At 54.9% G+C, this 13,429-nt stretch carries 12 protein-coding genes; 3 read left to right on the top strand and 9 right to left on the bottom strand.

Annotated elements, in window-relative coordinates; translation table 11 throughout:
- The first annotated feature begins 539 nt into the window (after positions 1–539).
- Positions 540–1,877, top strand: coding sequence for an OmpA family protein (locus EU556_RS07440; RefSeq protein ID WP_167855500.1), 1,338 nt, complete (start codon positions 540–542; stop codon positions 1,875–1,877).
- Between the two features lie 62 nt (positions 1,878–1,939).
- Here the strand turns inward: EU556_RS07440 and EU556_RS07445 are convergent, their stop codons facing one another.
- From EU556_RS07445 to nuoK, 5 genes are all read right to left on the bottom strand, one after another.
- Entirely contained in the window at positions 1,940–3,349 is a 1,410-nt protein-coding gene (locus EU556_RS07445) for an NADH-quinone oxidoreductase subunit N (RefSeq protein ID WP_135432793.1), read from the bottom strand.
- 47 nt (positions 3,350–3,396) lie between these two features.
- Positions 3,397–4,866, bottom strand: a complete 1,470-nt coding sequence (locus tag EU556_RS07450; RefSeq protein ID WP_135432795.1) for a complex I subunit 4 family protein — start codon at positions 4,864–4,866, stop codon at positions 3,397–3,399.
- Positions 4,866–5,135, bottom strand: coding sequence for a superinfection immunity protein (locus EU556_RS07455; RefSeq protein ID WP_135432797.1), 270 nt, complete (start codon positions 5,133–5,135; stop codon positions 4,866–4,868). The genes EU556_RS07450 and EU556_RS07455 overlap by 1 nt, the downstream gene beginning before the upstream one ends.
- A 10-nt stretch (positions 5,136–5,145) precedes the next feature.
- Positions 5,146–7,104 (bottom strand): NADH-quinone oxidoreductase subunit L, encoded by a 1,959-nt coding sequence (nuoL, locus tag EU556_RS07460; protein WP_135432799.1) that lies wholly within the window; start codon positions 7,102–7,104, stop codon positions 5,146–5,148.
- Between the two features lie 116 nt (positions 7,105–7,220).
- Entirely contained in the window at positions 7,221–7,553 is a 333-nt protein-coding gene (gene nuoK / locus EU556_RS07465) for an NADH-quinone oxidoreductase subunit NuoK (RefSeq protein ID WP_135432801.1), read from the bottom strand.
- Positions 7,554–7,843: 290 nt separating this feature from the next.
- Between nuoK and EU556_RS07470 the strand changes: the two genes are divergently transcribed.
- Positions 7,844–8,458 (top strand): RNA polymerase sigma factor, encoded by a 615-nt coding sequence (locus EU556_RS07470; protein WP_245327521.1) that lies wholly within the window; start codon positions 7,844–7,846, stop codon positions 8,456–8,458.
- Positions 8,459–8,570: 112 nt separating this feature from the next.
- Positions 8,571–8,942, top strand: coding sequence for a hypothetical protein (locus EU556_RS07475; protein WP_135432803.1), 372 nt, complete (start codon positions 8,571–8,573; stop codon positions 8,940–8,942).
- A gap of 83 nt (positions 8,943–9,025) precedes the next feature.
- Here EU556_RS07475 and EU556_RS07480 read toward each other — a convergent pair whose 3' ends face one another.
- The 4 genes from EU556_RS07480 to nuoH all read right to left on the bottom strand — a co-directional run bounded on the left by EU556_RS07480 (position 9,026) and on the right by nuoH (position 13,378).
- A complete protein-coding gene (locus EU556_RS07480) occupies positions 9,026–10,780 on the bottom strand; it encodes a serine hydrolase domain-containing protein (RefSeq protein WP_135432805.1) in 1,755 nt (584 codons plus the stop codon).
- 273 nt (positions 10,781–11,053) lie between these two features.
- A complete protein-coding gene (locus EU556_RS07485; RefSeq protein ID WP_135432807.1) occupies positions 11,054–11,563 on the bottom strand; it encodes an NADH-quinone oxidoreductase subunit J family protein in 510 nt (169 codons plus the stop codon).
- Positions 11,564–11,666: 103 nt separating this feature from the next.
- Complete coding sequence (locus EU556_RS07490; protein ID WP_135432809.1) at positions 11,667–12,242, bottom strand: NuoI/complex I 23 kDa subunit family protein; 576 nt, start codon at positions 12,240–12,242, stop codon at positions 11,667–11,669.
- A 53-nt stretch (positions 12,243–12,295) separates the two neighbouring features.
- Positions 12,296–13,378: an NADH-quinone oxidoreductase subunit NuoH gene (nuoH, locus tag EU556_RS07495; RefSeq protein WP_135432811.1), complete on the bottom strand. Its 1,083-nt coding sequence runs from the start codon at positions 13,376–13,378 to the stop codon at positions 12,296–12,298.
- Positions 13,379–13,429 lie beyond the last annotated feature (51 nt).

The following is a 13,429-nucleotide window of genomic DNA, read 5'->3' on the forward strand; positions in this document are numbered from 1 at the left end:
TTAAAGAATAATTATTGATATTTATATCCTGAAGGGTTTGGTGCTCCTAGCTGCGCAGTTGGGTAGTTCTGGGCTCTCTTACAATCACCACATCCCATACTGCTATGAGCAAACCTCGACGCCAACTTCTTATTACTCTGGTTGGCCTTTGCCTGAACAATACCCCGGCACTGGCCTAGAGTATATCTACTGTATTAGCAAGCGGGCATAGCTCCGCTTTCACCCCGTACTCCCCGCGTAGGTATCGGCTGGTCGTAGCTGATTGCTGCGCGGGGAGTTGTGTGAGCTAGTGTACTAGAGCGCGAATACTTGTCTGGCAAGATCCAACAATGCGCCCACGTAGGCTGCAGGTTATGATCAACATAACTGCTCTTATACCTCCGGAGATGATTTTGCTTTCGTAATAATAATTAGAGGAATAGTATTACTTTATAGAAGTAGGTACCTTGTGTGTATCATCCACTTACTGTGATGTTATGATGGAGCACAATGTGTTGGACGTAGTGAGGAGCTGCTTCTCCAAGGATGCTAGTATATTGTTGAGCAAGACATTCGGTGTAGAAGAAGAGAAAGTTACGCAAGCGCTGCGCCAGACTATACCACTCGCGGTGCATAGTCTGCTAGAACTAGGCAAGCAGAACGGCTCCACCGACGTCGTAGGACATCTGGCTCGGGAGGCAGCGGCTGCCGGTCTGCCCGAAAACACCGAAGTGCTGCATACCACCGATTGGGCTGCCCGCTGCTCAGCCCTGATGCACGAGGCACTAGGCCCTGCGTATGGCATGACCCTGCACTGCCTCTCTGCTGCCACCGGCATCCGGCCCGTCGAAAACACTACTATTCTGGGCTACACGCTGGCTTTTGCCCTGGGAGCGTTGGGCAACTATGCCAACCAGCGTCAACTAACGGATTTTGAGCTATTGCATTGGGTGCAGGCCCAGGAGGGTGAAATACTGCAAGCAGTGCCAGCGTATAGCCGGGTGCCTGCCACTCAACAAGTAGTCAAGCAAGCGCCTTTGGCCCTCGACACTCTGCCAGATACTAGGCCAGTAGGCCAGCCGCTGGAGCTGGCTGCCCAAAGCGCAGTCATTAGTAGAAGAGGGTTTGCTGCCCAGGCTCCTTTTGGCAAGGCTATGCAAGACAAGCCCCAGCACCTGCTGCACTGGCAATTAGCCGGGTTATTGGCGGTTGCCATTGGGCTAGGCTACGTGATTGGCCATGATGATTCGGAGCCTCCAATTACGAAGGCTGAAGCGGAAAGCCCGGCGTCTACAGTGGCGCTCATAAGTCCGGCAGAACCGCCTGTTACCCCGCCTGCTCCCGCAGCTACCACTTCAACGGCTCCTGCTACCGCCCTGGCACCCGGCCGCTACGACCCCACTACCGACACTTTTATTTATGATACGGGCCCGCCTACCACGCTGCAGCTGGCCGGTGGCACCACGCTCAGGACAGGGGCCAACTCCACGGAAAGCCAGTTATACCGTTTCCTCAGCAACCCTGCCATGCAGGTGGATTCTGTGAATCGTACGAAAGGGTGGATTAATTGCGACCGAATCTACTTCGAGCCTAGTCAAGCTATTTTAACCGAAGGCTCGGGGGAGCAGCTGCGCAATATTGCTAGCATTTTGCGAGCCTTCCCAACAGCGCGCATCAAGTTTGGGGGCTACACCGATAGCACGGGCAACCCGCTGAAAAATTTTCAGCTCAGCGAAAGCCGAGCTAAAGCAGCCATGCTGGCACTAAGCAGTATCGGCATCGATATAAACCGAATTGAGTCTAAGGGCTACGGAGGAAAATTCTTTCTGACCACCAATACTACCCCTGAGGGGCGGGCCATGAACCGGCGCGTTAGCCTCCGCGTGATTAAGAAATAGTATCAATGAAAAAGAGCGGCCCACGGGCCGCTCTTTTTGTATCTCTATAACCAATAAGTGGCCTACAGAATGCCGCTTATCAGTCCGGGCAGTACTCCCAGCACTACCGTCAGTAGAGCCAGCACAAACAAGGCTGCCGACTGAAACGACGTTACCTGAATCGGCTCATCCGTTGTCACATCGGTGTCGCGCATGTACATGGCAATGATGGGGCGCAGGTAGTAATAAATGCTTACCATCGACATCACTACGGCAAATACCACGAGGCCGATGTAGCCATTTTCTACCGCCGCCGAGAAGATGAAGAACTTCCCGAAGAAGCCACCCGTGAGCGGAATACCGGCTAACGACAGCATAGCTACCGTCATCACGAAAGCCAGCAGCGGGTTGGTTTTGGCTAGGCCATTCAAGCCGTTGTAATCCTCACGCTGGCGCTGATCAGCTACTAGCTTCAGCACCCCGAAGGCGGCTACCGTGGCCACTGAGTAAGCCAGGGAATAGAAAAAGATACCGTTGGCCGAAGCGCCTTCCAGTTGGCCATTGAAGGCTACTAGGCCAATCAGTAGGTAGCCGGCATGCGAAACGCTAGAGTAGGCGAGCATGCGCTTCACGCTAGTTTGCGCTACGGCACCTACGTTGCCGAGCAGTAGCGTGAGGGCGCACATGGCGGTAAGCGTGGGCAGCCACACTCCCTGCGCCGAAGCGGCAGGGAACACCTGCACCATCAGCTTCAGGAAGGCTGCGAATCCAGCGGCTTTCACCACCGTGCTCATGAAGGCCGCGAAGAAGGTAGGCGTGCCTTCATACACGTCGGGCGTCCAGAAGTGGAAGGGGGCCGCCGATACTTTAAAGCCCATGCCCACCAGCATCAGCAGCATGCCGATATATAGCATGGGCTGCAGCGAATCATTGATGGGGTTTTGCACCGCAAAGCTGATGTCGGATAACTGGAACGTGCCCGTAGCGCCATACACCAAGGCAATGCCGAACAGCAGAATGCCAGTGGTGAAGGAACCCATCAGGAAGTACTTCAGAGCGGCCTCATTGGAGCGCAAGTTACGCTTATCGGAGCCGGCTAGCACGTACATGGCGATGCTCAGCGTCTCGATGCCCACGAACAGGATGAGTAAGTGGTTGTAGGCCACCATCATCACGGCCCCTACCAGCGAGAACAGCAACAGTGAGTAATACTCAGCTAAGTTAGCTGCGCCATCGCGCACAAACTTTTGCGAGAAGGGGATAAGCAAGAACGTCGTCAGGACTACAACACCAGTAAACGCCACCGAGAAGTTATCGATGACCAGCATGTTGTTGAAGTATGACTGGGCGCCCTCATTCCAGTCGATCAGGTTGATGCCGAACACCAGCGCCAGCATGAGCATGGCGGCGGGCAGCAGCAGCCGATTAGAGCGCAGGAACCCGAGGAACAGGTTGCCGAGGCCGAGAACAGATAGCAGGATGATTGAATTCATGTCGTCTCAATAGGAGCGCGTGGCGAAAGCCTTGCTCTACCAGCTGTTTAGCGTTTTACCACCTCGTTCAAAATGCCCATCACGCTGCCTTCCGACAGGTGCAGGAACATGTTGGGGAACAAGCCAATCCAGAAAACCAGCACGATAAGCGGAACCAGTACGGCCAGCTCGGCACCGGTTAGGTCGGTGAACGTCGCGGTGAAAGAAGAGTCAGGGCCCAGCATCACGCGCTGGAACATGCGGAGCAGATACACAGCGGCCAGGATAATCGTAACGCCCGCTACGGCGCCCATCCAGGCGTTGTACTCATAAACGCCAGCCAGCAGCAAGAACTCACCCACGAAGCCGTTGGTGAGTGGCAGCGCCACCGTACCCAGCAGCAGTACTAGGAAGCAAACCGTCAGAACCGGCGCTTGGCGCGTTAGGCCACCGAGGTCGGCAATGGTGCGGGTACCGGTGCGGCGCTCAATGGCATCCGCAATGAAGAACATACCCACCACGTTCACGCCGTGCGCTAGCATCTGGATGCTGGCACCCTGTAGGCCGATCTGCGTGAGCGAGAAAACGCCCGCAGCCATCAGGCCCACGTGCGAAAGGGAAGAGTACGCAATCAGGCGCTTCACATCCTGCTGACGGATGGCAATGATAGCGCCGTAGATAATGCCGATAATAGCGAGGATAAGCACTAGGTTCTGCCACTGGCTGACGCCCGAGGGCACCACCGGCAGCAACCAGCGCATGCAACCGTAGATACCCATTTTCAGCATGATGCCCGAAAGCAGCATGGTAGCCGGTGCCGGCGACTCAGTGTAGGTGTCGGGCTGCCAAGTGTGGAAGGGGAAGATAGGCATCTTCACGGCGAAGGCCGCGAAAATCAGCCAGAACAACCACGACTGCTCCTGCACGCTCAGGTTCAGGTTGTAGAACGAGGCAATGTCGGAGTTGTGAGCGGCTAGGCCACTAGCGGCCGGGCCGGTCTGGAAGTAGAGATACACGAAGGCAGCCAGCATGAACAGCGAGCCAACAATGGTGTAAAGGAAAAACTTGAACGTAACCTTTGCGCGGTTAGCACCACCCCACACACCAGCCAGGAAATAGATCGGAATCAGGGCTACTTCCCACATAAAGTAGAACAGGAACGCATCCTGGGCCGTGAACACGCCCACTAGGCCAGTCTCCATGAACAGCACCAGCGCGTAGAATACAGACTCGTTTTCGATGTTGCGACGGTAGGCAGCCAGTAGGATAATCGGCACCAGGAACGTCGTCAGGAGCACCAGCAGTAGGCTGAGGCCGTCCATGCCCACATGGAAGTTGATTCCGGCGGAAGCAATCCACTCGTGGTTGTAGGAGAATTGCCCGGTGTGGTTGACGTTGAAGGTCAGGGCCGCGTAAGCCGCCAGCACGAGTTCGACCAGCGCCGCGCCAAACGCCGCCACCCGGGCAGCGCCGCCTTTAAAGAAATGCAGCAGCAGGGCGGCCGCCACGGGCCAGAGTAGGAGAAGGACAGTCAGCATTAGCTAATCAGGTTATTCCGACGGCGTCCGAAGCGAAAGGAAGTAGCAGCTTCCATATCAGCAGACGACAATTTGAGCGCAAGATGAAGAGCAAAAAACCATCCGATGATAGTCCAGCCCAAAAGCAGATTTAAGAGCAGTATAGCACGGGCATTTTGTTGGTCGCGGCCAATAACTGATGGCAGAAAGTAGCCTGATATTCCTATCATAGAGATAATCCATGAAACAGGAGCCGCAATATCCCCGGCTAAAAGCAGCACGCCAAGCATATAGCCACCTTTAAAACTTCACGTAGTTCAGCGCCAGCACCAGCACGATGCCTACTACCATCAGGATGAGGTAGGTTTCCACGGAGCCGGTTTGCACGTAGCGCAGCAGCTGTCCGCCACCCATCGTGATGCGGCCCAGGCCATTCACTACCGGATCAATGATGCCATTCTCCACGAAGCGGTACAGGCCTTTCGAAAGACCCATGATGGGGCGCACGAACAGGGAGTTGTACAGCTCGTCGATGTAATACTTATGGTACACCACGTTCTCGGGAGCGGAGCGTTGCGCGTTGTCCTCGGCTGGGCGGGCACCACGGCTCACGTACTGCACGTAGGCCAGGATGATACCCAGCAGACCAGCACCTACGGAAAGGCCAATTAGCATCAGCTCCGTGCCGTGGTCAACCTCACCAGCAAATGCCTCAGGGTTGATCTTCTGCGAGTAGGTGAAGAGCGGCGCGAGGTAATCGGCGAGGTAGTGCTTGCCCAGGAACATGGGTGCACCCATGAAACCACCCACGGCGGCCAGAATAGCCAGCACGATGAGCGGCAGCGTCATAGAAACCGGCGACTCGTGTAGGTGATGCTTCTGTTCCTCAGTACCGCGGAACTCGCCGAAGAAGGTGAGGAATAGCAGACGGAACATGTAGAACGCCGTCAGGAAGGCGGTGAACAGGCCTACCACGTACAGCACTTTGCTGTGCTCATATACGTGAGTCAGAATTTCATCTTTCGAGAAGAAGCCGGCAAAGGGCGGGATGCCCGAAATGGCTAAGCAGCCAATCAGGAAGGTGATAAACGTAATGGGCAGTGCCTTCCGTAGGCCACCCATGCGGCGGATGTCCTGCTCGTTGCTCATGGCGTGAATTACCGAACCCGCGCCAAGGAACATCAGGGCCTTGAAGAAAGCGTGGGTCAGCACGTGGAACAGCGAGGTGCTGTAGCCCATCACGCCCAGAGCCAGGAACATGTAGCCCAGCTGCGAAACCGTAGAGTATGCCAGTACCTTCTTAATATCGTTCTGCGCCAGACCAATGGTGGCAGCAAACAGGGCCGTAGCGGCTCCTATAACAGCAATAACTTCGAGCGTTTCGGGAGCCAGCGTGAACAGCACGTTGGCCCGGATGATCATGTAGATACCTGCCGTTACCATGGTTGCGGCGTGAATCAGAGCCGAAACTGGGGTCGGGCCGGCCATAGCATCGGGCAGCCAGGTATAGAGCGGAATTTGCGCCGATTTACCGGAAGCACCTACGAACAGCAGTAGTGTAATCACCGTCACTACGCCCACACCATAGGTGCCAAACTGGCCTAGCGAGGCTTTCTGGAATACCTCGGCATATTGTACCGAGCCAAAAGTGAGGTAAATCAGGAAGATACCTAGTAGGAAGCCCAAGTCACCTACGCGGTTAATTATGAAGGCTTTCTTGGCGGCGTTATTGTTGTGCGTTTCCTTGTTCCAGAAGCCGATGAGCAGGTAAGAGCAGAGGCCTACACCTTCCCAGCCGATGAATAGAATCACGAAGTTGGCACCCAGCACTAGCACCAGCATCGAGAAAACGAAGAGGTTCAGAAAGGCAAAGAACTTGCCCACGTTCTCATCGTGGTGCATGTAGCCGATGCTGTACACGTGAATCAGGAAACCTACGCCCGTCACGAGCAGCAGCATAATGAGGCTGAGCTGGTCGATCTGATAGGAGAAAGGAATCTGCATCGTGCCGACCGAAATCCAGTCGAACAGCGTGACAGTGTAGGGGTAGCTGAAGTTGGCGAACAGCATCGCCGAAATCAGGAAGGAGCCCAACACCGTGGCGCTACCGATAATGCCGGCTACCGTGCCGGAAAGCCGCTTGTTGAGCAGGCCGTTCACCAGAAAACCCAGGAAAGGCAGCAGCGGAATCAGCACATACAGCAGCGTAGAGTACGGCGCGCCGGCAGCGGGAATTACTTGCGTTACTTGTTCTTGCATAAGTCAGGATGCAGAGGTACACCTGGCATCTTGAGCGCAGCGAAGTTTTTATCAGCGACGAACCACGTGTTCAGCCTGATAAGCCCCCGCGAAAGCTCAGGATAGCAGGGGTAAAATCAGAACTTCAACCGGTTTAGCAGATTGACGTCGGTATTCTGGAGGTTTCGGTAGATCATCACGATGATGGCTAGGCCTACAGCTACTTCCGCCGCGGCCACTGCCATGATGAAAAACACGAAAATTTGCCCGTTAGGGTCGGCGCGGTAGGCCGAGAAGGCCGTCAGCAGCACGTTTACGGCGTTGAGCATCAGCTCTACGCACATAAAAATGATGATGGCATTACGTCGGGTGAGAACCCCAACCACGCCGATTGAAAACAGGGCGGTGGCGAAGAAGACGTAATACTGGAGAGGAACCGTTTGGATAACCTGCGGTATGTTCTGGTCCATGCGGTAGGGCTGACAGCGAAAGTAAGTAGGTGGCGGAAGCTCAGCTACTCGTTAATTAGCTGGCAAAGGTATCCTGAAAATTGGAAAACGCCACCTTAAAATGCACTGGTTGCCGGTGCTATTGTAGGCGAAGAGTCGCTGCCTAGTGGTGGGCCACTAACTTTAACGAGGCTGAATTATGCTTCTCAACTTCTATCGACTGTGCCCTATGCCTCTCCGCTGCGTGGCATGAAAGAAAATGTTGGGTACACATCAAGTAATTTCGGCGCCTATCCGTCTGCCCTTGCAGAATGGAAACGCACCCTCTCACTCTCGCGCTCGACGCATCGCGCCCTATGACGGCAGGCTATCAGGACCAGCAGATTCAGGAAGCCGTGCGGGCGCAGCGCGGCCGGCTGCTGCAGTTCATCCGCCGCCGCATTCCTGATCCGGCCGAGGCCGAAGACGTACTGCAGGACGTCTTTGCGGAGCTGGTGGAAAGCTACCGCATGCTGAAACCGGTAGAACAAGCGGCGGCGTGGCTGTTTCGGGTGGCCCGTAACAAAATCACTGACCTCTACCGCAAGAAAAAGCCTACTTCCCTGGAGGATGAGTTGCTACCCACTGGCCTAGGCGACGAGGAAAACTCCCTGCTGCTGGCCGACATCCTGCCCGCCCCCGACGATGCTCCGGAGAATCGTCTGCTGCGCGAAACGCTGATGGAAGCTCTCACCGATGCCCTGGCCGAGCTGCCGGCGGCCCAGCGGGAGGTGTTTATCTGGCACGAGCTGGAGGAAAAAACCTTCCGCGAGATGGAGGAAGAAACCGGCGTGCCACTCAAAACGCTCATTTCACGCAAGCACTACGCCGTACAACACCTGCGCAAGCGCCTGCAAACCCTCTACACCGAACTATTCACCGACTGATGCTGACAAGTTGATTGCGCAATGCTTTGCTCGTAAAGACTGGCCTAGCGGATCAACTTCCTGAATTCCATTTTCAGCATCATCTCTCCCACTCATTTAGTTTCTTACCCATATGAACCGCTCTTTTTGGCTGCTGCGCGGCCTCAAGTTTGTCCTTTTTGCGGCGCTGTTTATAGCTGCTGCCGGCTACCTCACCATGACGCTGTGGAACTGGTTGGTACCTGACCTCTTCCACGGGCCATTCATCACATTCCCGCAAACGCTAGGCCTATTGGTGCTCACACGTATTCTGTTCGGCAGCTTCCGCGGTGGCCGGCCCGGTGCATGGAGCCGCCACCGCCGTGCCTGGCGCAACAAGATGGAAGCCCGCATGGCCAGCCTCACACCCGAGGAGCAGGAGAAATTCCGGCAGAAGATGCAGGGCGCCTGCGGACCAGCTTGGATGCGCCGTAGAGCCGCAGAAGAATCTCAGCCGCTAGTCTAACTCTTAAAACAAAGCCCTCACCAGTAAGTGGTGAGGGCTTTGTTTTGTATAACTTGAAGCCTTAACAGGGCACTAGCCTAGGCTTATCCTTTGCGCCAGTTTAGTAAGTTCCGTAAGTGCAGTAGGGGAGAAGCAGAGTGAGCAGTCTGATCTACTGGCTGTAAGGATTCAGATTTAGCTGGGGCAGGTGTAGATTTCTTGGCTTGTTTAGTTGTCCGCCCTTTGCTTGCTACTGGCTTGGTGCTGCGTTTGGCTTTAGCCACCGACTGCGCAACGGCCGTCCGGAATTGCAGTACCGGGTTACCCTCCAAGGTGTACACAGGCTGATGGCTGGTCTCCTCACCTAGCTTGTACTCTACGACCCGCGCATAATACGTATGCCCGGGCCGTAGGCCTCTCACCGTAACCGTACTGTCGGAGCCCGCCGATACAACCATGTTGCCCGTGCCGAGCATATCACCCTGCCCGAAAATTCGTCCGCTGGCGTAAGTGTGGCCATCGTTTGGGAAAGCATTCACTGGGTGGTCTTCGCGCAGCAGCACCAAACGGTGGGTACCGTTGCCGTTAATCCAGCTCAGCTTGGCAGTGCCCGTTGTAGCCGCCACTACGCGCAAGGAACTGGCGTTTTCTTCCGGCGGAAACAGATCGTGCGTAGGCCAAGTGTTGGTGCTATTGATGCAGTCCCACCCTAAGGCTTCTACATCATTCCAGAAGCGGTTGGTGTTGGGGCAGGAGTTTAGCAGAATGGCCCAGGTATACCCCTCGGAGTTGCGGGCCAATATGCTAGTAGATCCATTGAGGCAGCCTGTGTGCCACCACACGCTCCGCTTGTTCACCATCCAGCCCTTTGCGTAGCGTTTAGTTGCCTGTGAGGGAGCCGTCATGGTGTCGAGGGTAGAGGGCAGCATAATGTCGGGGCGAGTAGGGGAGCCATCCACGGCCAGTAGCAGGCGCAAGAGGTCGCGGGCCGTGAAGAGCCAGCCACCATGAGCGTTCATAGCCTCCAGGTTCGCCCCACCATACGCATAGGGTACCTTCTTGCCCGTACCGTAACACGATTTCTTGGTGGCGGGGCAGAAGTACTCGGCCTCGCGTTCCAACTTATCGGCCAGCAGATTGTGGCCTAGATGAGCTTCCAGCACTCCGCTGGGCTGCAATACATTTTGCCGTACCCACGACTCATACTGCTGTCCGGTAATTTTCTGAATGATCTTTCCTAAAACCAAGTACCCAATGTTGGAATACGAAAATCGAGAGCCGGGCTTGAAGTTGAGGCCCTTGCTAAGCAGAAAACGCACCAGGGTAGAATCGCCCACCGGGTTAGGTACGTGCATTACCTGCGCTACGTGCAGTGGAAAGTCAATGGGGTCGGAGCCCTCGAAGCCATCGACGCCAGCATTACGATTCCAGCCGGCGGAGTGCTCTAGCAGTTGTTGAACCGTGATATCGTAAATGCGCTTGTCCTCAATGACGCTAGTGTAGTAAGCATCGTCGAGGTAGCCATCAGGACCAAATGCTTTGTGTTGCAGCTCCAGTCGGCCTTCTTCCATCAGTTTCATAATGGCGATAGAGGTTACCGGTTTCGAGACGCTGGCTACCCGTAGCAAGTTGGAAGGCTCCATGGGGTGCGACTGGCCTAGATCGGCGTAGCCAAAGCCGCGCGAGTATACTAGCTTGCCTTGTCGGCTAATGGCTACCGTAGCACCAGGAATCTTCCAGCGCTCCATAAACTTCTGCACCACGGCATCGCACGAGGCTAGCTCTGGAGTAGATACTCCTGTTTGTGCTAAAGCCGGAAAAGCAATTAGGCCTAGCAAAAAGGCCAGCAGTTTCTTCACAGAACCAACTTGCTGTAAGAGTGAGTGAACCAAGCTGATTATGCTCCGTGTGCGGCTCAGCTGTTACAGCAATTTTATTATATAATTCTGAGAATTGCGTTAGCAGATGCGTAGAAGAAATTTAATTTTTCCAAGGAACATTAACGTGCTTAGAGCACTAGTATTCTCGCGCTATTAAACGAAAGCCTGCAAACGGCTCAAATACTATAAAAGCAAGACCGGCCGCTGATTTATCAGCGGCCGGTCTTGCTTTTATCAGAAAGTAATAGCTGCCTAGAAGTGTCGCTCTCCTACTTCGCGTTTGCCAAGCATCACAGCACCTACCATGGCAACTAAGAATAGCACGGAGGCTAGCTCAAATGGCAGCAGGTATTGGCGGTAAAGCACTAAGCCTAGCTGGTCTACCATGCCAATCTGAGAGTTGAACGTAGCAGCGTCGTAGCCTACAGGCTGCACGTCGCGCATGGCAGCCACCATGATTAGCAGCAAGGAGCCACCAGCTACAGCCGCGGCAATCTTGGCTAGCGCAGGCTTGTGAGGCTCTGTGTCCACGTTCAGGTTTAGGAACATAATCACGAACAGGAACAGTACCATGATGGCACCGGCGTACACGATGATGTTCACGGCGGCCAGGAACTGGGCATTTAGCAACAGGTAGTGCCCTGATAGCGAGAAGAACGTCAGAATCAGGAACAACACGCTGTGCACTGGGTTTTTAGCGAATACTACGCCCAGCGCGCTAATGAGCGCCACAAACGACAGAAAGAGGAAGAGTGGAGACATACTACGAAGTTGATGTTGTCATTCCGGGCAAAGCGAGGCACCTAGGGCAGCCTCTAGGCTGTGTACTAGGAACCGCGCTCTGCTTAGAAAGGCAGGATAAGTATTAAGCCGATTGAGCTGCCATCTTGTTGCGCAGGGTATCAGCTTGTTCAGGTGTCAGCTGAATGCCCCGTACAGAGCGCTGGTCTGGCGAAACTGGCTCAACCAAGCGGTCTTTGCCGTAGATAAACTCGTCGCGCTCAAAGCGTGGGGGCGCCATCTTATCGGGCTGCAGGTACACGGCTGCTTTCGGGCAGGCTTCTTCGCAGAGTCCGCAGAAGATGCAGCGCAGCATGTTGATTTCGTAGCTGACAGCGTACTTCTCCTCACGGTAGAGACCTTCTTCGCCTTTCTTCCGCTCACCGGCTACCATAGTAATAGCTTCGGCGGGGCAGGCTACGGCGCACAGGCCACAGGCTGTGCAACGCTCGCGGCCCTGCTCGTCGCGCTTGAGCACATGCAAGCCGCGGAATACAGGCGAGAATGGGCGTGTCTCCTCAGGATAACGAATGGTGGCCTTCTTCATGAAGAAGTGCCGCATCGTGATAGAAAGCCCTTGAAAGATAGCTGGCAGGTAAGCCCGCTCAGCCAGCGTCATGGGCTTCTTCTCTAGTTTCTTGGCTCGGTTGGTGAGTTGCATATAGATAGTCCTTTTGCCAGCCTCCGTTAGGGAAGCTGGCAAAGTAGTGGATGTTACTGAATCACCCCGAACAGGATGAGCCCGCCGGTGATGAGGATGTTGATAACGGCCAGCGGAATCAGAATGGTCCAGCCCAGGCGCATCAGTTGGTCATAGCGGAAGCGTGGGAGAGTCCAACGAATCCACATGAAGAAGAAAATGAAGCCGAAGATCTTGGCGAACAGGCCTAGAGTACCCAAGATGGTAATCAGGTTTTGAGCCGAGGTCAGCTCCCAACCCTGACTATTCACGAACCAGTCGCGTAGCTCATATTGGAAGGGGAAGTTGAAGCCACCGAAATACAGCACACTCATCACGGCCGAAACCACGAAGATGTTCACGTACTCCGCGAACAGGTAGAGGCCTAGCTTCATCGAAGAGTACTCCGTGTGGTAACCACCTACCAGCTCCGTTTCGCATTCAGGCAAGTCGAAGGGAGTACGGTTGGTTTCGGCGAAAGCGCACACGCAGAAGATAATAAAGCCCAGCGGCTGCTTCACAATGTTCCAGAAATGCCACTCGCCGGCTACCGACTGCTGCAGCGTGATTTCGCGCAACGACAGCGTGCCCGACATCATCAACACCGCAATCAAGGCCATGCCCATGGCCAGTTCGTAACTGATGTTTTGCGAAGCGGCGCGCACGGCACCCAACAAAGAGAACTTATTGTTAGAAGCCCAGCCACCGATCATTACGCCATACACCCCCAGCGAGACCACGCCGAAGATCCACAGCATCCCGATGTTCACTTCAATGCCTTGCAGGAAGAAGGCGTTGTTGCCGAAGGTGAGGTTGTTGCCAAACGGAATTACGGCCGAAGACATCAGCGCAGTAATCATGGCCAGGCAAGGACCGAAGACAAACAGGGCCTTGTTAGCGCCGCCGGGGAAGAACTCTTCCTTGGTAAACATCTTCACGGCGTCGGCCAAGGGCTGGGCTAGGCCATAGGGACCAGCCCGGTCGGGGCCTACGCGGTCCTGCAGGAACGCCGCAATCACGCGCTCAGCGTAAGTGCAATAGGTCGCAATCAGCAGCGAAACTGCGAATACAACGAAGATGACAATGGATTGCCAGCCTAGTGCGGGTAGTTCAATCATTGGAAAGGTTGATAGCTAGAAGGCTTCCGTTATGCTTTGCTTAGCTCCGCA

The organism is Hymenobacter fodinae (assembly GCF_004745825.1).
Taxonomy (GTDB): Bacteria; Bacteroidota; Bacteroidia; order Cytophagales; family Hymenobacteraceae; genus Hymenobacter; species Hymenobacter fodinae.